The 18,605-nt window shown below is 72.5% G+C and carries 17 protein-coding genes; 12 read left to right on the top strand and 5 right to left on the bottom strand.

Features of this window, described 5'->3' with window-relative positions; genetic code table 11:
* Positions 1–53 precede the first annotated feature (53 nt).
* Positions 54–1,472 (top strand): long-chain fatty acid--CoA ligase, encoded by a 1,419-nt coding sequence (locus AB0C96_RS08335; protein ID WP_362914956.1) that lies wholly within the window; start codon positions 54–56, stop codon positions 1,470–1,472.
* Here AB0C96_RS08335 and AB0C96_RS08340 read toward each other — a convergent pair.
* Positions 1,372–2,085, bottom strand: a complete 714-nt coding sequence (locus tag AB0C96_RS08340) for a 4'-phosphopantetheinyl transferase superfamily protein (RefSeq protein ID WP_362914957.1) — start codon at positions 2,083–2,085, stop codon at positions 1,372–1,374. The genes AB0C96_RS08335 and AB0C96_RS08340 overlap by 101 nt on opposite strands.
* A gap of 43 nt (positions 2,086–2,128) precedes the next feature.
* Between AB0C96_RS08340 and AB0C96_RS08345 the strand changes: the two genes are divergently transcribed.
* The 9 genes from AB0C96_RS08345 to AB0C96_RS08385 are packed head-to-tail and all read left to right on the top strand — an operon-like array spanning position 2,129 to position 9,102.
* Positions 2,129–2,401 (top strand): acyl carrier protein, encoded by a 273-nt coding sequence (locus AB0C96_RS08345; protein ID WP_362914959.1) that lies wholly within the window; start codon positions 2,129–2,131, stop codon positions 2,399–2,401.
* Positions 2,398–2,661: an acyl carrier protein gene (locus tag AB0C96_RS08350; RefSeq protein WP_362914961.1), complete on the top strand. Its 264-nt coding sequence runs from the start codon at positions 2,398–2,400 to the stop codon at positions 2,659–2,661. Before AB0C96_RS08345 ends, AB0C96_RS08350 begins: the two co-directional genes overlap by 4 nt.
* On the top strand, positions 2,636–3,787 hold the full coding sequence (locus AB0C96_RS08355; RefSeq protein ID WP_362914963.1) for a beta-ketoacyl synthase N-terminal-like domain-containing protein: 1,152 nt from the start codon (positions 2,636–2,638) through the stop codon (positions 3,785–3,787). Before AB0C96_RS08350 ends, AB0C96_RS08355 begins: the two co-directional genes overlap by 26 nt.
* A 22-nt stretch (positions 3,788–3,809) precedes the next feature.
* Entirely contained in the window at positions 3,810–4,352 is a 543-nt protein-coding gene (locus AB0C96_RS08360; protein WP_362914965.1) for a beta-ketoacyl synthase chain length factor, read from the top strand.
* A complete protein-coding gene (locus AB0C96_RS08365) occupies positions 4,349–4,882 on the top strand; it encodes a hypothetical protein (protein WP_362914967.1) in 534 nt (177 codons plus the stop codon). The genes AB0C96_RS08360 and AB0C96_RS08365 overlap by 4 nt, the downstream gene beginning before the upstream one ends.
* 20 nt (positions 4,883–4,902) lie before the next feature.
* Positions 4,903–6,360: a DHA2 family efflux MFS transporter permease subunit gene (locus AB0C96_RS08370; protein ID WP_362914969.1), complete on the top strand. Its 1,458-nt coding sequence runs from the start codon at positions 4,903–4,905 to the stop codon at positions 6,358–6,360.
* Positions 6,357–7,379, top strand: coding sequence for a diiron oxygenase (locus tag AB0C96_RS08375; RefSeq protein WP_362914971.1), 1,023 nt, complete (start codon positions 6,357–6,359; stop codon positions 7,377–7,379). The genes AB0C96_RS08370 and AB0C96_RS08375 overlap by 4 nt, the downstream gene beginning before the upstream one ends.
* A gap of 28 nt (positions 7,380–7,407) precedes the next feature.
* A complete protein-coding gene (gene fabG, locus AB0C96_RS08380) occupies positions 7,408–8,133 on the top strand; it encodes a 3-oxoacyl-ACP reductase FabG (protein WP_362914973.1) in 726 nt (241 codons plus the stop codon).
* 36 nt (positions 8,134–8,169) lie between these two features.
* Complete coding sequence (locus AB0C96_RS08385; protein WP_362914975.1) at positions 8,170–9,102, top strand: alpha/beta hydrolase; 933 nt, start codon at positions 8,170–8,172, stop codon at positions 9,100–9,102.
* 452 nt (positions 9,103–9,554) lie between these two features.
* Here AB0C96_RS08385 and AB0C96_RS08390 read toward each other — a convergent pair whose 3' ends face one another.
* The 4 genes from AB0C96_RS08390 to AB0C96_RS08405 form a co-directional block, all read right to left on the bottom strand.
* The gene (locus tag AB0C96_RS08390) at positions 9,555–10,121 is read right to left on the bottom strand and encodes a LuxR C-terminal-related transcriptional regulator (RefSeq protein ID WP_362914977.1); all 567 of its coding nucleotides are present in this window, start codon (positions 10,119–10,121) and stop codon (positions 9,555–9,557) included.
* A gap of 281 nt (positions 10,122–10,402) precedes the next feature.
* Positions 10,403–11,206 carry a pyridoxamine 5'-phosphate oxidase family protein gene (locus AB0C96_RS08395; RefSeq protein WP_362914979.1) on the bottom strand — a complete coding sequence of 268 codons (804 nt, stop codon included), beginning with the start codon at positions 11,204–11,206 and terminating at the stop codon, positions 10,403–10,405.
* A 215-nt stretch (positions 11,207–11,421) separates the two neighbouring features.
* Positions 11,422–12,681, bottom strand: a complete 1,260-nt coding sequence (locus tag AB0C96_RS08400; protein WP_362914981.1) for an MFS transporter — start codon at positions 12,679–12,681, stop codon at positions 11,422–11,424.
* 27 nt (positions 12,682–12,708) lie between these two features.
* The gene (locus AB0C96_RS08405; RefSeq protein ID WP_362914983.1) at positions 12,709–14,349 is read right to left on the bottom strand and encodes an AMP-binding protein; all 1,641 of its coding nucleotides are present in this window, start codon (positions 14,347–14,349) and stop codon (positions 12,709–12,711) included.
* 324 nt (positions 14,350–14,673) lie between these two features.
* On the opposite strand from AB0C96_RS08405, the gene AB0C96_RS08410 reads away from it, so the two are divergent.
* Both AB0C96_RS08410 and AB0C96_RS08415 read left to right on the top strand, forming a co-directional pair.
* The gene (locus AB0C96_RS08410) at positions 14,674–15,933 is read left to right on the top strand and encodes a condensation domain-containing protein (protein ID WP_362914985.1); all 1,260 of its coding nucleotides are present in this window, start codon (positions 14,674–14,676) and stop codon (positions 15,931–15,933) included.
* 201 nt (positions 15,934–16,134) lie between these two features.
* Positions 16,135–18,579 (top strand): ATP-grasp domain-containing protein, encoded by a 2,445-nt coding sequence (locus tag AB0C96_RS08415; protein WP_362914986.1) that lies wholly within the window; start codon positions 16,135–16,137, stop codon positions 18,577–18,579.
* Positions 18,580–18,605: the final 26 nt, after the last annotated feature.

Here is an 18,605-nt window from a genome sequence, read left to right on the forward strand (position 1 = left end):
TGAGCCGGGGGGACCGGCGTTCATACTCAGCTCTTGAGAATTGTGGAGCATCGATGACCACTGGGCAGGCGGCCGGACGATCCGGTGCGACCGCGAGCTCCGGGACGCCGCACACCGACTGGGTCGACGACGTGCTGTTGCACGGACCCGCACACGACATCTGCCTCGTGCTCGACGAGGAGATCGACCGGCAGGCGCTCCGCACCCAGGTGATGGAGCATCAGAAGGCGCTGGAACACGCGGGTCTGCGTGCCGGCGGCACGGTCGCGCTGCAACTGCCGCCCTCGCTCGGGTATGTGGCGCTGCTGCTCGCCGCGTGGCGGCTCGGCGCCCAGCTCGTCCTCCTGGACCACCGGCTGACCGGGGCGGAGACGGAGCGGGCGGTCGCCCACACCAATCCGCAACTGCTGGTCTCGACGGGAGAATCCGCGAGCGCGATGCGGGGATTCCACCAGGTGACCCCGGAATTCACCGCGCGCCCCACGGGCGAGCCGGCCCGCACGGACCACGTCCTGATCCAGCTGAGTTCCGGTTCGACGGGCCCGTCAAAAGTGATCGGCAGGACGGCCGAGGACCTCGTCACGGAATTGGAGAGGTATTCCCGTCTCGACGGAATGCCGCAATCCGGCGAGCAATTGGTGATTCTCGGTTCGCTCTCGCACACCTGGGGCCTGGTCGGCGGTCTGCTGCACGGCCTGCACTCCGGGGCACGGGTGGTGCTGCCGGCGCGGACCTCGGTGCGCGGCATCCTCGCCACGGTCGCCGCCGCACCGGTGGCCACCACGCTGCTCGGCGTCCCCGCCCAGGTGGCGCTGCTCGCCTCGGTCGAGCGGCCGCCCCAACTGCCCCTTCTGGTACGGATGATGACGGCGGGCGGGCGGACACCGACGAAGGTCGCGCGGGCGTTCACCGAGCGCTACGCGGTACCGCTCAGCCAGTGCTACGGCATGACCGAGACCGGCATGATCACCATGGACCTCTCCGGGACGCACCACCCGGCGGTCGGCCGTGCCGTCCCCGGCGTCCGGGTCCGGGTCGAGAACGGCGAACTGCTCGTCGCCCTGCCCCGGTCCCCCTATCTCGGCGACACCCCGCAGGAGCGCTGGTCGGACGGCTGGCTGCACACTCTCGACGCCGGTGAGATCGACCCCGCGACGGGCGTGGTGACGGTCCTCGGTCGCCTCGACTCCCAGGTGTCGATCCGCGGGCTGAAGGTGGACCTCACCGAGGTCGAGGAGACTCTGACCGGGCTCGCCGGCGTCACCGAGGCGGTCGTGCTGCACCAGGACGCGATCGACGCCTATGTGACGCTGGCGCCCGAGGTCCCCCTGGCCCGCATCAAGCAGGAGCTGGCGGACCGGCTCGCCGACTTCAAGCTTCCGAGCCGCTGGTACGTGCTGCCCCAGTTTCCCCGGACCGCGACGGGCAAGCCGCGCCGCGATCCGGCCGTGCTGCGGGCGGCGGCAGCATGAGCACCTCCAGGCGGGACCCGGCGGCCTCCGGCCCGCCCGCGACGGCCAGCACGAACCCTTCGGGAGCGGGGGGCAGCGCGATGTAGAAGCGTGGGACGCCGGGCACCGGGTGCAGGACGGTCCCGGCTGGCGCGCCGAGCCGCACCGGCCGGAGCAGGCCGCCGTCCGAGAGCCCGGTGCCCAGCACCTTGCCGATCGCCTCCTTCTGCGTCCACAGCCGCAGGAACTGGACCGGCCGTTCCGCCTCGGGACGGCCGGCCAGCCAGCCGGCCTCGCCCGCGCCGAACCAGCGCCGGGCCAGGGCGGCGGCCGGGAGCGCACGGAGGCGTTCCACGTCCACCCCCACCGGGCCGCGCGAGCCGATCGCCACGGCGGACAGGCCCGGCACATGACTGACACTCGCGTGCAGCCCACGGGCGGCACCGCCGAGCACCGGACGGCCCGAGGGCTCCCGGCCCACCACGACCTCGTCCGCGGGCACGCCGAGGACGGCGCCGGCCGCGGCGCGCAGCAGTGGAGCGCCGGCCGGATGCCGCTCGGCGGTGTGGGCCAGGAGGACCAGGAGGCGGTCGTCCGGGGCCGTCGGGGATGTGCGCGCACAAGCATCTGACACAGCAGAAGACATTCCGAATCATCACGCGGACAGGGAGACCTCAATGAGCGACACCATAGGCGAGTTCGTCCTGAGCACACTGGCCGGACTGAACTACGACACGAGCGGAGTCACCGACAGCACACCCCTCGGCGACGGCGGACTGGAGCTGGAGTCGCTGTCCCTCGCCGAGGTCGCGATGCACATCGAGCAGCGCTACCAGGTCCAGTTCGACGACGAGGAGCTGGAGAGCATCGGCAAGCTCACCTTCGGCGAGTTCGTCGCAGTGGTCGGCGAACGCGCCGCGGGCCCGGCGGTGACGGGACAGACCGCGTGACCGCTCAGGCCCCGCCGACCAAGGACGAACTGGTCGAGATCCTCGCGTCGTACGGCGACCGACCGCCGGGCGACGTCCCCGACCGCGTCGACTCGCTGGAGCTGGCCTGGGTCATCCACACGATGGAGGAGCGCTACGACGTGGAGCTCGATCTCGACGACGTCCAACTGGCGCGGATGGTGACCCTCGACAGCGTGCTCGACGTCCTCGCGGCGGTCCTGGGGGGTGAACCGGATGCCCACCCCGCGGCCCACCACTGAGCGCGCCGCCGTCGTCGTCACCGGTATGGCGGTGACGACGGCCTTCGGGCGGGGAACCGACGCGCTGCGCGCGGCGCTGGCGGCCGGGGAGCCGGCCTTCGCCGATGTGACCCGGTTCGACGTGAGTCGCAGACGCGCCAAGCGGGCCGCCCACCTCCCGGGCGACCCGGTGCTGTTGGACGAGCTGGGCGACCTGCTGTCGCAGGCGATCGACCAGGCGGGTCTGGACGCCGCAACGGCCGCTGCGACACCGCTGCTGGCCGCGCGGCACAGCGACGCGTCCTGGCCGCGGCAGCCGCTCACGGCCCAGGCGGACTGCCACTCCGCCGCCACCGGCAGCGCGCTCGCGGCCCGCGCCGGGCTGCGGGACGCCCGTCGCACCTACACCAACGCGTGCGTGGCCGCGAGCACCGCGCTGGCCGACGCGGCCGCACTGATCGCGTCCGGCCGTGCGGAGCGCGTGGCGGTGGCCGCCGGCTACCTCGTCGACCAGGACGTCTTCGCCCTGTTCGACGCGGGGCGGGCGCTCGCCGACGACGGCGCCCTGCGCTCCTTCAGCGCCGGCCGCCGGGGGCTGCTGCTCGGTGACGGGATGGCGGCGGTGATCCTGGAGTCGGCGTCCGCGGCCGAGCGCCGCGGCGCCCTGCCGCTGGCCCGACTGCTGGGCTGGGGCCGCGCGGGGGACGCGTACCACGTCTGCCAGCCGCACCCCGAGGGGCACGGCATGGCCCGCGCCCTCACCGCCGCGCTGGCCCGGGCGGACCGCGCCCCCGAAGAGGTCGACTACCTCAACGCGCACGGCACGGGGACCTCGTACAACGACTCCGCGGAGGCCGCGGCCATCCACCGGGCCTTCGGGGCGCATGCGTCGCGGCTGCCGGTGAGTTCCACCAAGTCCCTGACCGGGCACACGCTGGAGGCCTCCGGGCTCGTGGAGTTCGCGGTGTCGGTCCTCGTCCTCCAGGAGGGACTGCTGCCGGTGAACGCCGGCTACACCGGCCAGGATCCGGACTGCCGGCTCGACCTCGTGACGGACGCGCCGCGCAGACTGAAGCCCACGACCGTGGTGTCCCTCAACGCCGCCTTCGGCGGCGCCAACACCGCTCTGGTCCTGGGGGCGGTATGAGCGAGCGAAGCGAGGTGTCGACATGAGCGGGACACGGATATGGGAGCGGGCCTCCTGGCCCGGACCCGAGAGCGATGAGGCCGCGGGCCCGCGCAAGCTTCCCGGCTTCGTGGTGTCGTCGTTCAGCCCGCTGGTCGCGGAGGTCGCGGACCGCTGTCTGCGCGGGCACTACGGTGATCCGAGCGCGGCGGCGGACCAGGGCGCCCGTACGGCCGTGGTGCTGGTCAGCCGACTCGGCGACTTCACCACCGACCGTGCGGTGGCCGCGGCGGTGGACGCCGGCCGACTGGTGCAGCCCCTGCTGTTCTTCCAGTCCGTGCCCAACTCGGTGATCGGCCATGTGACCACCCAGTGGCAGTTGCGGGGGCCGGTGGTCTCCTTCAGCCCGGAGGGTGATCCGGAGGAGGCCGCGCTGGAGTACGCCGACCTGCTCTTCACGGACGGCGAGGCGGACCGGGCACTGCTCCTCCTGGTGGAGCTCTCGACCGACGAGGGCGTGCACGGTGCGGCGTCCGCACTGCTGGTCGCCCCCGAGGACGTGGTGACGGGAGGAGAGCGCCGATGACGGCACAGGAGGCCGAGAAGCCGCCCAGGACGTCGATCGACGAGCTGGAGAACGAACTCACCCTGGCCCTGCGCCAGTTCTGGTGGCTGCACGACGCCCGCTGGTACCAGGGCGTCAAGAAGCGCTTCGGCCAGGAGGTCGCCAACGAGATCAACGCGGAGGCGATCCGGTTCGTCGGCCGACGGGTCGGCTCGTGGTACGCGAGTCGGGAGGGGGCGCCCGACGTGTGCTCCTCCACCGCGTTGCGGGCGGTGATCGAGGAGATGACGCGGATCATGACCAACGAAGGGATGATGCGCTCCCACACGGAGCCGGATCCCGACGGGGGACCGGGCGTCCAGACCGTCATCACCGAGCACTTCGCCCTGCGGATGCTGCGTGCCGCGCGCTCCCTGGAGGGCTACGACTGCCCCTGCCTCGACATGCGCGGCGGCTGGTTCGAAGGGCTCGGCGTCGACGTCCGCGACGAAAACAGCGAATGCATGCGGACCGGCGGAGCCGTCTGCCGGTTCCACACCGAATCCGCGTAGCACAAGGAGTTGTACCGTCCATGACCGATAGGTTGGCCACGGCAGGTCCGCCCGGCCGTCCGCTGTACGCACGTCCCGGGCTCACCCTGCTCACGTCGTGCGGAGCCGCCTTCATCGCCTTCCTCGGCGTCTCGGTGGTCTACATCGCCTTCCCCGAGCTGCCGAAGGCCTTCCCCGGTTCCTCGCTGGCCTCGCTGTCCTGGGTCGTGAGCGGATACACGGTCGTCTTCGCCGCCGCGCTGGCGCCGGTCGGGAAAATGGCCGACGTCGTCGGTGTGCGCACCCTGTTCCTGGTGTCGGTGACCGGGTTCACCGCCGCCTCGCTGCTGTGCGCGCTCGCGCCGACGGCCGAGCTGCTGATCGCCTTCTGCGCCCTTCAGGGGCTGTTCGCGGCCGGCATGATCCCGTCGTCGCTCGGGCTGCTGCTGGCCTCCCGGCCGCCGCAGCAACGGCCGAAGGCCATCGGCCTGTGGGGCGCCAGCTCGTCGGCGGCCGCCGCGGTGGGGCCGCCGTTGGGCGGATTCCTGGTGCACAGCTTCGACTGGTCCGGCGTGTTCCTGGTGAACGTACCGCTGGGCGCCGCCCTGTTGGTCACGGCCTGGCGGGTGCTGCCCAAGGTGCGCACCGAGCGCGGCGGCATCCCCGACCTGATCGGCATGATGGCCCTCATGCTGGGCGTCGGCGGCCTGGTCGCGGGGCTGACGAAGGGCAGCGACTGGGGCTGGGGCAGCGCCGCGTTCCTGGGGACGACCCTGGGCGGCGCCCTGCTGCTCGCGCTGGCGGTCCTGCGCTCCCGGCGGCACCGCGTGCCGGCGCTGGAGCTCACGCTGCTGCGCACCCGCAAGTTCGCGGTGGCCAACGCCACCTTTGTGCTCTTCGGTGCCGCGATGTACTGCTGGCTGCTGGCAGCGCCGTTGTTCACCACCGAGATCTGGCACTACACGCCCCTTTCGGCCGGACTCGCCCTGACACCGGGCGCGGTGCTGTCGGTGGCCGCGTCGGTGCTGGCCGGGCGGATGCCCCGGAAGCACCAGCGGGCCGTGGTGGTCGCCGGCACGCTCATGGTCGCCGTGCAGTGCGGAATCTGGGCGGTGGCCCTGCGGTCCCAACCGGACTACTTCGTGGTGTGGTTGCCGGCCAACCTGATCGGCGGCGTGGGCATCGGCGCCGTGATGACCACGCTGTCCTCGGCGGCCGCGGGTGCGCTCCCGCCGCAGCGCTTCGCGGCCGGTTCGGGCCTGGCGATGACGTCCCGTCAGGTGGGCGCGGCCCTGGGCACGGGAGCCTTCGCCGCGCTGACGGCGGCGCTGGGCGGCCCGGGACTCGGGTCGTTCCGTGAGGTGTTCCTGGTCTGCACGGTGCTCTCGGCGCTGGCCGGAGTCGTCGCCCTGTGGCTGAAGGACCCGGCGGGGCAGACCGCGGCGGTGCCCGCCGCACCGGAGAAGCCGTTGTCCGAGGTGCAAGGAGAATCACGATGAGCAGTCGGGAGCCCGAAGAGCCCACCGGTGTCGAGCCTGCGGAGATCCCCGCACACGACCCGGACGACCCGGCGGAGAACGCCGTCATCGCCCGGCTCGCGGGCAACTGGCACCGCAGGGCCGCGGTGAAGCGCGAAGAGCCCAACCTCGTCGACCTGTTCGAGCTCTCGCGCGACGACTATCCGGAGCGGATCGTCCCGTTCCGGGACCACCCCACGTTCCGGGCGCTGTCGCCCGACGACCGCTCCCGCCTGCTGAGCTGGGCGTGGATCTCCTACAACCGCACCACGGTGCTGTTGGAGGGGCAGATCGTCAACCCCGCGTTCCAGCTCGGTCTGGACGGCGCGTTCCCGCAGCCGGTCGGCGAGTTGATGCAGCGCAGCCTGGCGCAGGCGATGGTGGACGAGCAGTACCACACCCTGATGCACCTCAACGCCAGCGCGGTGACCCGGCGCATGCGCAAGGAGGCGTTCGCCGACGCGGCGCTGCCCCAACCGCTCGTCGTCCGGGAACACCAGGCCCGGCTCGCCTCCTGCGCGGACGAACGGCAGCGCCGGCTGACCACACTCGCCTTCGCCACCGTGGCGGAGATATCCATCAACGCGTATCTGAACCTGATAGCGGACGACAAGGAGATCCAGCCGGTCAACAGCGCCACGGTCCGCATCCACAACCGCGACGAGTACTGCCACGCCTCGATCAGCGCGGTGCTGGCCGAGCAGGTCCACCACGCACTCGACGACGGCGACCGGCGCTTCTTCCTCGCGTCGCTGGTCTCCGGTCTGGAGGCGTTCGTCGGCAACGACTTCCAGGCCTGGCACCGGATCATGGACGAGACGGGGATCCGCGGCGGCCACGAGATGCTCGACGACATCCAGCACGCCGGCGGACGCAAGCGTCTGGTGCAGGACTTCTCCGGGCTGCGCAAGTTGGTCGAGAGCCTGGACGCCGTCGACGACATCGACTTCGACTGGTCCCGCAGCGTCACCGACTCCGATGCGCTCTCACCCACCCGCTGACCACCAGAACCCCCGGGAAATAGACACCATGACCCACTCGACCGGACAGCCGGCCCGTACCGTGCTCGTCACCGGCGGCAACCGCGGCATCGGCGCGGCGATCGCGGAGGCCTTCGTCGCCCAGGGCGACCGCGTCGCCGTCACCCACCGGGGCTCCGACGTCCCCGAGGGCACCTTCGGCGTGGAGTGCGACGTCACCGACACCGCCTCGGTGGACGCCGCATTCACCGCGGTGGAGCAGGAGTTGGGCCCGGTGGGCGTCCTGGTGGCCAACGCCGGGATCACCACGGACGGCCTGCTGATGAGGATGAAGGAGGAGCAGTTCCTGCGGGTGATGGACACCAACCTCGCCGGGGCCTGGCGCTGCGCACGGCGCGCCATCGCGCCGATGCTCCGGGCCCGCCAGGGGCGGATCATCCTGGTGTCCTCCGTGGCCGGCCTGCACGGCAGCGCCGGACAGACCAACTACGCCGCGAGCAAGGCCGGTCTGGTCGGCCTGGCCCGCTCCCTCACCCGGGAGTACGGCGCGCGCAACGTCGTGGCGAACGTGGTGGCTCCGGGCCTGATCGACACGGACATGACCGCGGCCCTGTCGGAGGAGTCCCGCCGGGAGAAGGTCCGGGGGATTCCCATGGGCCGCAGCGCCACCGCCGGGGAAGTGGCCGGCGCCGTGACGTGGCTGGCCGGACCGCAGGCGGCCTATGTGGCCGGCGCGGTGATCCCCGTCGACGGCGGCCTCGGAATGGGACACTGAGACGCCCCTCCACGGCACGGAAGAAGGAGCACCACCATGGACGTTCACCCGGAGCTCGAGCCGGTGCTGGCGGCCTTACCGGCGCGCAGCATGTTCGGCAACATCCCCCGGGCCCGGGAGGGGATGCGGAAGTCGATGTCCACCCGCGCCCCTTACAGCGTCCCGCGGCTGACCATCGAGGACGCCGTCGCCACCGACGCCGACGGCCCGGCGGTCCCCCTCAGGCTCTACCGCCCGACCGGCGCACCGGGGCCCCTGCCGGTGGTGCTCTTCTTCCACGGCGGTGGATTCGTGCTGGGCGACCTGGATTCGGGCGACCGGAACTGCGCCCACATCTGTGTCGAGACCGGCGCCCTGGTGATCGCCGTCGACTACCGACTTGCCCCCGAACACCCCTGTCCGGCGGCGGTCACGGACGCCTGGACGGCGCTGCGCTGGACCGCGGCCCACGCCGCGGAGCTCGGCGTGGACCCCCAACGCCTCGCGGTCTCCGGACACTCGGCGGGCGCCTGCCTCAGCGCGGGTCTCGCCCTGCGCGCCCGCGACGAGGGCGGCCCCGCCATCGCCTTCCAGCACCTGCTGCTGCCCGCGCTGGACGACCGGGCGGACGGCGGCTTCCGCGCGGGGATCGACGACCCCCGGGTGCTCAACGCGGCCTCGGTGACGCAGCTCTGGGAGCTGTACCTGGGCGCCGGACCCGTCGACGTACCGCCCTACGCCGTCCCCGCGCGGGCGAAGGACCTCTCGGGGTTGCCGCCCGCCTACGTCCAGGTGGCCGGCGCCGACCCGCTGCGCGACGACGGACTCGCGTACGCCCGGCGGTTGGTCGACCACCAGGTCGCGGTGGAACTCCACTTCGTGCCGGGCGCGTTCCACCTCTTCGAGGACTGGGCACCGACCACGGAACTGGCCCGCTCCACCGTCGCGCACTGGACGCGCGCGCTCCGGGACGCGCTGGCCGCACGATGAACGGGCACGGATGTCCGGGTCCGTGTCCGGTTCCCCCTTTCGGCCTTCCCGATGCCACCGCACCGCCCCGGGAATTCTCCATTCCGCCATCGGGATGTTCACAAAGCAACGACGGGAATGCGGAATTCCGTATGCCTCGCCCGGGTCGTGTCGACGGCCCGGGTACGAGTTCTCCCGTGGGAATACGCGGTGGCGCCCTTCCCGGTTTTTCCGACCGCCCGGTAGGTTGTCGTGGTCGTACGGGGATGCATCGTATGCAAAGCGCGGAAGGGGTGACGTGGTCGGGATTCCCGTGGAGGTGTCCGGGGGTTCGGGGTCGGAACGTTCCGGCCGGGAATTCCGTCCCGGCCGGAACGCTGCGAACGATCCGGTGGGCCGCCGGAGTTCACCGAGCGCACCGGTGGGCCGCCCCGCCCCGTCGTCCGGTCGGTTCGGCTCGGCGGAACCGATGGTCAGGAGGCGTGCGGCCGCGGCTGCGACAGCGCCTTGTTCACCGCGTCCATCCGGGAGCGCGCATCGAGCTTGGTGAAGATGTTCCGCAGGTGGCGCTTGACCGTGCCTTCGGAGATGGAGAGCAGGCTGGCGATCTGACGATTGCTCAGCGCCCGGGCGACATGTTCCAGGATCTCCGTTTCCCGGTTCGTCAAGGCGTCCCGCCCGGCCTCGGGCGTCTGCCCTGCGGCGGGCGCCGCCCCGGGCCGGGTGCCGGCGGCCGGCGGGCCGACCTTGCGCACGGTGCCCTCCTGGCCGCTCCCCCCTGCCCGTTCGCCTTCGGCGGTGGTGTTTCCGGGGGGTTTCTGAAGGACGCCGATCCGGAAGCGGAGGTCGTTGGTCGACTCCCCGCGGAGGAAGTACTGGTGAATTGTTCCCGAGGGGAGCGTCACGCTGAGGCGTGCGCCGGCTTCCCAGTCGAAGGATTCCTTTCCCGCCGGATCGACAAGAACGAGCCCTCGTGCCTCCTCGCCTATTCGCTCGGTTGGGTGCGCCAATAGTTCCCGGTAGTCGTTGTCCTGTCTCATGGCTTCCCCCCGCAAGTGATCTGGCGTATGCCCGCCAGGTGATTTCACGGTCATAATGCCTCTTCTGCGGTATCCATGGCCTGAATTACCGTGGGTACTTGCGAAGAATGGCTGGCTACTGTCCATGGGTGGCTCAACGTGCGATGCGCTCCTGGGTGTGGTCGGGCAGTGAGGGGCTCTCTTTCGGCCAGTGGGGCATGCCGTGTGGGACGACTCCCGGCGGGGTGGTGGGTGCTCCGCTGCGCACGGAACTTGGCCGAATCCTCTCCCTCGCAGCGGGATCAGGACGCCCGTGGCGGCTGGTCGCGCCCGGCGAGGTGGCCGGGCGCCGCGATGCCGGCGGGGAGCAGCGGGTCCGGTTGGAGCGGGCCCCAGGAGGTGTGCAGGGGGAGGACGCCGGCCCAGAGGCCGAGCTCCGCGTCGGGGCCGGTGCCGTCGTCCGGCGGTCCGGTGCGGACCTTCACCGAGGCCTCGTCGAGGGAGAGCGCGAGCAGCGCGGTGGCGGCGAGCTCCTTGCGGTTCGGGCGGCGTGCGTAGTCCCACTGGCCCGGTGCGGCCTGCTCGGTGAGGCGGCGCAGACCGGCGAGCTTCTCCTCGGGGTCGGTGACCAGACGGGGCGTGCCGAACACCATGGCGCTGCGGTAGTTGACGCCGTGCTCGAACACCGAGCGGGCCAGCACCAGTCCGTCGACATGGGTCACGGTGACGCAGACGCTCGCCCCGGGCGAGGCGACCAGGCTGCGGCTGGCGACCGAGCCGTGGAAGTAGAGCGTGCTGTCGGTCGCGCCGTAGACCGTGGGGACGACCAGCGGGGTGCCGTCCACGACGACGCCGAGGTGGCAGAGGAACCCGGCGGCGAGTACGGCATCGAGTGCGGCACGGTCGAGGCTGCCCTGGTCGCGCAGCCGACGGTGGCGGGTGCGGTCGGTCTCGGGCAGCTTCCGGGGCAGGGCGTCTCCGGCGGGAGCCGTGGGGGTGGTGGGGGTGGTGAGGGCGGCCGGGGGAGTGGGGGATTGCGGGGAAGTGGGGGGAGCGGGGGGAGTGGGGGAAGTAGGGGAAGCTGAGGTGGCGTCTACTGATTCCATGGCTTCCTCTCTACAATGCAATGGAATCGGTTGTCCAGAAAATTAACGTCAACGAAATTAGTTGTTGACGGTATCCTGTGTGGGCCTGCGGTCCGTGTCCGCGTCTTTCCTTGGTCACCACTGCGTCGCCAGCTCCACGGTGACGGACCGCATCGCCTCCGCGGCCGACAGGTCCTCGCCCGCGGCGACATCGGCCTCGATCAGCAGGACTCTCTTCACGGTGCGGTTCCTTCCGGTGCGCCCTCCGGTGTGCGGCGGCGGAGCGCCGGGGCCAGGGACAGCTGGCTCACGGCCGCGACCAGGCACAGTGCGGCGCAGGTCAGCCAGAGGGCGGTGGGGTCGACGGCGAGGAGCCGGGTGCCGACGACCGGCGCGATCAGGAAGCCGGTTCCCCAGGCCATGCCGATCAGGCCGTTGTAGCGGCCACGGAGCCGGGCGGGGGCGAGGTCGGCGACGACGGCCGCGGTGACGGCGAAGACCAGGATCTCGCCGAGGGTGGAGACCGCAACCGCCAGGCCGTAGACGGCCGTTGCCGAGGCGGCGGCGGCCACCGCGTTGCCCACCGCGGCGACGGTGAAGCCGGTGGCCAGCACCCGGCTCTTGTCGAAGGCGGCCAGCCGGTGACCGATCAGTGGCTGCATCGCGATGACCACGAGTCCGTTGACGCCCATGACCATCCCGTACGCGCCGCTGGAGGCGGAGGTGCTCCGCATCGCCAACGGAAGGGTGGCGAAGGCCTGTTGGAAGACGACGGCGTAGACGACGATGATGCCGGCGAAGGCCACCATCGGGCGGTCCCGGAGCACGGTGAGGTAGCTGCCCGCGCCGCGTTCCCGGGCGGCCGGGCGGGTCTCCGGGACGGCGAACCACACCAGCACCCCGAAGCAGGTGCAGGCCGCCGCGTCCAGCCAGAAGAGCAACTGGTAGTCGTGCGAGGCGAGGTAGCCGCCCAGCACCATGGCGACCGAGAAGCCGAGGTTGACGGCCCACAGCAGGAGGCCGTAGGCGCGGGTCCGGTCGGCGGCGGGCACCGCGTCGGCGACCAGGGCCTGGGCGGCGGGGCGGAAGAGGTCGAGGGTGATGCCGAGGACGAAGCAGCTCGACACGAGGACGGTGAGGCTCCGGGCGTGGCCGAGGGCGAGCAGGGTCGCGCCGTTCGCCAGCATCCCGCCGGTCAGCGCCGCCCGCCGGCCGAAGCGGTCGGCGAGGAAGCCGCCGAGCGGCTGGGAGAGGACCGAGCCGATGCCCACGACGGCGAGGACGAGCCCGGTCTCGCCGAGCGGGACGCCGCGCACGCCGGTCAGGTAGAGGCTCAGGAACGGATTGACCATCGCGCCCAGACGGTTGACCAGGGACCCGCCCCACAACACCCAGAAGGCGCCGGGCAGTCCGCCGGCCCGCACCCGTATGGAGGCGCGCAGCCGGCCGGGGCGGGGCCCACCGGTCGTGGGGCCGGACGTGTCGGTTCTGGTCACGATCTCTCCTCCTGGGCGTCCGGGCCGTCAGCGGCCGCAGCCGCGGACCACGGCCGGGTTCAGGGGCGATCCGGGTGCCGGCCGCGGTGGCGTCCCCTCCGCCAGGGCGGCGCGGTCGACCTTGCCGTTCGAGGTCGTCGGCAGGTGGTCGCACAGCCGGATGTCCTGGGGGACCATGTACGCGGGGAGCGCCTGGGCGCAGAAGTCGTGCAGTGCGGCCGGGTCCGTGGTGGTGTGCTTTGCCGACAGGACGACGAAGGCGGTCAGTCGCAGACCGCCGCCGTCGGGCAGCGGCAGGGCCGTCGCGGTGGCGGCGGTGACGCCGGGGAACGCGGTCAACCGGCGTTCCACCTCGCCCAGTTCGACGCGGTTGCCGTTGATCTGAACCTGGGAGTCGGTCCGTCCGCAGAAGGAGAACTCGCCGTTCGCGCCCCGGACGGCCAGGTCCCCGGTCCGCAGGACCGACTGGCCGGACTGCGGGCACAGCGGGTCGGGGACCAGCGCCGACCGGGTGGCCTCCGGATCGTCCCAGTAGCCGGAGAACAGCGCGGGACTGCGCAGATGGATCTCGCCGGGTACGCCGGGCTCGTCGACCACCGCTCCGGCCTCGTCGACGAGGAGCATCTCCGCACCGGGATGGGCGACCCCGATGGAGAGCCGCTCGACGTCCTCGGGCAGGGGGTTGGGGACGTCCGCGAACGAGCAGGCCATCGACTCGGTGGCGCCGTAGCAGTTGATGAGGCGCGCGGTGGGCAACAGCTCCTGGAGCCGGCGCAGTTCGGGCAGCGGGAACTCCTCGCCGCAGAAGAGGACCGAGCGTAGTGTGTCGAGGGCGGCCAGCCGCTCGGGTTCGTAGCGCAGGGTCTGGCGCCAGATGGACGGGACGCCGTTGACCTGGGTGGCCCCGGTCTCCCGCAGTGTCCGGAGCAGCCGGCGGGGCCAGCGCACCAGGTCCTGGGGGACCGGCACCACGCTGGCCCCACTGCCCAGTGCCAGGCCGATGTTGAGCAGCGAGAAGTCGAACTGGAGGGGTGAGGTGCTGGCGATGCGGTCCTCGGGAGTGGCGATCCGGTGCGCCAACATGCCCCGGTAGAAGGCGATCACCGCACGGTGGCTCATCACCACGCCCTTGGGGCGTCCCGTGGTGCCGGAGGTGAAGATGATGTACGCCGGATCGGTGACACAGGGCACCCGGCGTCGGGGGCGGCGCTGCTCGGGGGCGCGTTCGACGGTCAGCCCGGCCGCGCCGAAGCGGGCGGTTCCCACGGTGTGCGGCAGGTCGGTGCGGGTGCCGTCCGTCGCCTGGAGGTGCAGGGCGGGCCGGGCGGTGGCGATGACGGACCGCAGCCGCTGCTGCGGTGTCTCCGGGCTCACCGGGACGAAGGTGAGCCCCGCCCGGGAGCAGGCGAGCAGCATCGCGATGGCGTGTGCGGTGGTGTCCGACTCCAGGACGACCCGGGCGCCGGTCTCGACGCCGAGGGCCCGCAGGTCCGTTGTGTAGGCGTCCGCCAGGGCGGCGAGTGCGGCGTAGCTGGTCACGGTGGTCCGGCCGGCCCCCGCGGAGGCGATGACGGCGGGGGCGTCGGGGGTGTGCCGGCCGGCGGCGAGCAGGAAGTCATGGAGGAATTCCCCGCCGGAACCGGCCGGGGCGTACGGCTGCTCACTCACGTTGCAAAGACCCCTCGTGCTGTTCGAGAACGGTGATCCGGGGCGGGCCGGGGGAGTTGACGTGTCCCAGGGGGCGAGGACGCCTGCCGGGGCACGCCTCGCGCGGCGGCCGGCCGTAAACCAAGCTTCCGCTGTGCGGAAGTTGGATTCCGAAGAGTGGTGATCAGGCTCTCATGCCTGCGGTGGGGGCGGGGTGTGAGGTGGGTCACGTTTGCCGGCATTCCATGCCGGTTCGACCTGGACAGGCTTCAACAGATTGTGGCAGCGTCAGCTCTGCATGGAATTCAACTTTCGCATGATGGAAGTGCGCCAATGGGGGAGCGTATGTCCGAGGCAGGACCGCTTTCGCTGGGCCAGCTCTCGGTGTGGCACGACATCCGAGGCCTGCCGGCCCAGCGGTGGCACGAACCGAACAACGCGGCGGCCTGGCCCCTGCCGCGCGGCGTCACCGCCGAACAGGTGCGCACCGCGGTACGCACCCTCGCCAACCGGCACCCGTCGCTACGGACCCGCTACGACGTCCGGAACGCCGACGCACCGGGCCAACTGCCGCCCGACGCCACCACCGACGACACCCTGCCGGTCCTCGACGACGCCGACGCCGACCCCGCGGACCTCGCCACCGAACTCGCCGGCGAGCCCTTCCACCTCGGCCGCCAACACGGCTGGCGGGCACGGCTGTTGACCCGTAGTGGTGCGCCCTCGCACCTGCTGTTCAGCAAGCATCACATCACCGCCGACGCCTGGGCGCAGGAGCTGCTGCACCAGGAGTTCCGGCAGGCGCTCACCGACCCCGAAGGCCTCGGCCCCGCCCCACCCGGCCCCGCCGACCTCGCCGCCGAGCAGTACGGCCCCGCCGGACTCCGCCGCCAGTCGGCGGCGCTCGACCACTGGACCCACCTGCTGGCCCACGCCCCGTCGACCACGTTGCCCCGCACCGCCGACACCGCGGGCGAGGTCGTCCAGGCCACCCTGCGCTCCACGGCCGCCCGCCCGGCGGCCCACGCCCTCGCCGAACGCGCCCGGGTCTCCGTCTCCAGCGTCATCCTGGCCGCCTACGCCCGCAGCGTCGCCCGCATCTGCGGCGCGGACGCCCTGCTGGTCCAGTTGATGAGCGCCAACCGGTTCGCCGGCCGCTGGAAGGGCGTGGTGACGTCGATGAACCAATGGGTGCCGGCACTCGTCGAACACGCCCGCAACGACGACCTGGTCACGCTCGCCGACGCCGTGCACTGGAGCGGCCTGGGCGCCTTCCGGCACGGCATGCACGACGTCACCGCCGTCGCCGCGCTGCGCGCCCGGATGCCGCACGCCGCCGAACCGGCCTGCGCCTTCAACTACGTGGCCGTCCCCGACGGCCCACACCCCGGCGCACCGCCGCGGCCCCCGCTGTCCGCCGGCCCGCCCACCCTCACCTGGGAGGAACCCTTCACCACCATCGGCCCGCGATGTTACGCCCGCGCCCTGGAGACCGAGGACGCCCTCGCCGTCCGGCTCACCGCCAAGGACCTCGGCCGTGAGCAGTGCGCCGACCTGCTGTGGGACCTGCACCAGAGCTTGCTGACCGCCGCCGAACGTCCCTGACGGACCCCTCGCGGTCCGCCATCTCCCTTACCCGCCACGGCAGTTGCCGCCACCGCAGGAGAGACCCCTGCGCACCACGCGCTGCCCGTAGGCCGCCCGCCGACCACCGCGCGCTCCCGCGCGGGCCGCGCCGCGCCCCACCACCCGGCCGCCCCTGTCGCCCACCCCTACTCCGTGCTCGTCCTGCCCCAGGAGGCCGCCGTGCCCGAACACGTGATGATCATCCACCGCTGGACCGACCGCTACGCCGACTACACCGACTACCTCGACCACTCCGCCCACCGCGTCAGCTACCTCACCACCGAGCGGGCCGCCCGCCATCTGCCCACCGAACAGGCCGCCGCGGTACGGCTCGTGGACAGCACGGAGAACGTCAAGGCCGTCCGCGCCGCGATCGACGACGTGATGGCACGGATCGGCCCGCCCACCCGGATCGTCGCCCTCCAGGAGACCGACCTCGACCTCGCCGCCGACCTGCGTGGTGAGTTCGACCTGCCCGGACAGCGCGCCGAGGACCTCCTCCCGCTGCGCGACAAACTGCTGATGGCCGAGCGGCTCGCCGCGGCGGACGTCGCCGTGCCACCGACCGCCCCGGCCCCGCACCACATCGCGGTGGCCGCCTTCGCCGCCGAGCACGGCTGGCCGGTGCTGCTCAAACCCCGGCGCGGCACCGCCAGTACCGGCGTCACCCGGCTGGACTCCGCGGAGCGCCTGAAGGCCTACGCCTTCCCGCACGACATCGAGATGCTGGTACAGCCCTGGCTGCCGGACCGCGTACTGCACGTCGACGGCGTCTTCACCGGCGAGGGACTCGGCGCCTGGCGGGCCTCGCGCTACCTCAACACCTGCCTGGAGTTCACCGCCGGCACCGTCCTCGGCTCCGTCGAGATCGACGACCCGGCACTCCTCGCCCGCATCGGCGAGATCACCACCGCCACCGCCGCCGCGATGTTCACCGGACCCTCCGTCTTCCACCTGGAACTCTTCGAGAGCGACCGTGGTGCGCTGACCGTCCTGGAGATCGGCGGCCGGCCGGGCGGCGCCGAAGTGCCCTTCATCTGGCGGGAGGTGCACGGCATCGACCTGATGGCCGCGGCCGTCGCCCACCAGACCGCCACCCCCGACCGCACCCCGCGCTCCGTCGCCGAGCCGGCACAGGTGGCCGGCTGGCTCCTGGTGCCGCCCTCGGTGCCGATGCCCTGCCGGGTACGCTCCGCCACCACCCACCGGACCGGCGACCCGCGTTCCGGCCCGTACGCCGAAGTCCTCCCGGAGGCCGGCGCGTTGCTCACCGGCGGCGGCTACGAGCACGCCGGGGCACGGTTCCGCTTCCGCGGGGCCAACAGCGCGGAGGTGACGGCGGCCGTCCGGCACACGATCCGGAACGCCGCCCTGGAGTGCGCACCCGTGAACCCCCAGGCGCCCGCCCAACTCGTCCTGATCGGCTGCGGCAACCCGCCCTACCGCGCATACGCCCTGGACACCGTCGCCGGACGGGTGCGCACCGCACTCGTCCAGCGCACCGCCGTCGACTGGCAACGGCGCCACGTGGCCGACCGGTTCCGCACCGCGGACACCGCCGACCCCGCCGAAACCACCCGTGCCGTCGGCGCGCTGCTGGCCGGTCACCCCGGACCGGGAGCCGTACTGACCTGGGACGAGACCCTGCTGGAGACCACCGCGGAGGTGGCCCGACGGCTCGGCCTGCCCCATCTGAGCCCGGAGGCCGCCCGGCACTGCCGCGACAAGCTCGCCACCCGCCGGCTGCTCGCCGCCGCCGGGGTGCCCTCCGCCGGCCACCGGCAGGTGCACACCCGTGACGAGGCGCTCGCCGCGGCGGAGGAGCTCGGCTGGCCGGTCGTGGTCAAACCCCGTGCGCTCGCCGGCAGCATCGGCGTCACCCTCGCCGGCGACCCCGGACAGGTCGCCCGCGCCTACGACCAGGCGCGCACCGCCGCGTTCCCCGGCATCCGCACCCTCGACGGGACGATCGTCGAGGAGTACCTCTCCGGGCCCGAGATCAGCGTGGACTGCGCGGTGTCCCACGGCGCGGTGCGCCTGGTGAACGTGGCGCACAAGCGGCTCGGGTTCGCGCCGTACTTCGAGGAGGTCGGACACCTCGTCGCCCCCTGGCGCCAGGAACCCTGGGCCGACGAGGTGCAGTCCGTCGTCACCGACGCCCACACCGCCCTCGGCATCCGCACCGGCCTCACCCACACCGAACTGCGCCTCACCCCCACCGGGCCCCGGATCGTCGAGGTCAACGGCCGGCTCGGCGGGGACTTCATCCCGCTGCTCGGCACCCTCGCCACCGGAGTCGACCCGGTCGCCGCCGCCGCCGACCTCGCCCTGGGCCGGACCCCGCACCTCACCCCCCACCGCGACCGCTGCGCCGAGGTCCGCTTCGTCTACCCCGAGTGCGACGGCATCGTCCGCTCCCTCGACCTGACCGAGGCCGCGGCCGTACCCGGTATCACCCACGCCGTTGCGCTCGCCGCACCGGACGCCGCACTGCGGTTGCCGCCGCGCGGCATCGTGCCCCGGCTCGCCGCCCTGGTGGCCGTCGGCGACACCCCCGAGGAGTGCGCCGCCGCGCTCGGCCGCGCCCAGCGCGCCGTACGGCACTCCCTCAGCCCGCTTTCCTGACCCACCCACCGCCGCGAACGGACGAA

Origin of the sequence: Streptomyces sp. NPDC048506, assembly GCF_040651315.1 — a bacterium.
In the GTDB taxonomy this organism is placed as follows: Bacteria; Actinomycetota; Actinomycetes; order Streptomycetales; family Streptomycetaceae; genus Streptomyces.

Bases quoted from the DNA above. Each gene is read 5' to 3' on its own strand.
- AB0C96_RS08395 (WP_362914979.1), bottom strand. From the start codon at position 11,206: ATGGAATCAGTAGACGCCACCTCAGCTTCCCCTACTTCCCCCACTCCC.
- AB0C96_RS08410 (WP_362914985.1), top strand. From the start codon at position 14,674: ATGTCCGAGGCAGGACCGCTTTCGCTGGGCCAGCTCTCGGTGTGGCAC.
- fabG (WP_362914973.1), top strand. From the start codon at position 7,408: ATGACCCACTCGACCGGACAGCCGGCCCGTACCGTGCTCGTCACCGGC.
- AB0C96_RS08335 (WP_362914956.1), top strand. From the start codon at position 54: ATGACCACTGGGCAGGCGGCCGGACGATCCGGTGCGACCGCGAGCTCC.
- AB0C96_RS08375 (WP_362914971.1), top strand. From the start codon at position 6,357: ATGAGCAGTCGGGAGCCCGAAGAGCCCACCGGTGTCGAGCCTGCGGAG.
- AB0C96_RS08390 (WP_362914977.1), bottom strand. From the start codon at position 10,121: ATGAGACAGGACAACGACTACCGGGAACTATTGGCGCACCCAACCGAG.
- AB0C96_RS08365 (WP_362914967.1), top strand. From the start codon at position 4,349: ATGACGGCACAGGAGGCCGAGAAGCCGCCCAGGACGTCGATCGACGAG.
- AB0C96_RS08355 (WP_362914963.1), top strand. From the start codon at position 2,636: ATGCCCACCCCGCGGCCCACCACTGAGCGCGCCGCCGTCGTCGTCACC.
- AB0C96_RS08345 (WP_362914959.1), top strand. From the start codon at position 2,129: ATGAGCGACACCATAGGCGAGTTCGTCCTGAGCACACTGGCCGGACTG.
- AB0C96_RS08360 (WP_362914965.1), top strand. From the start codon at position 3,810: ATGAGCGGGACACGGATATGGGAGCGGGCCTCCTGGCCCGGACCCGAG.
- AB0C96_RS08385 (WP_362914975.1), top strand. From the start codon at position 8,170: ATGGACGTTCACCCGGAGCTCGAGCCGGTGCTGGCGGCCTTACCGGCG.
- AB0C96_RS08370 (WP_362914969.1), top strand. From the start codon at position 4,903: ATGACCGATAGGTTGGCCACGGCAGGTCCGCCCGGCCGTCCGCTGTAC.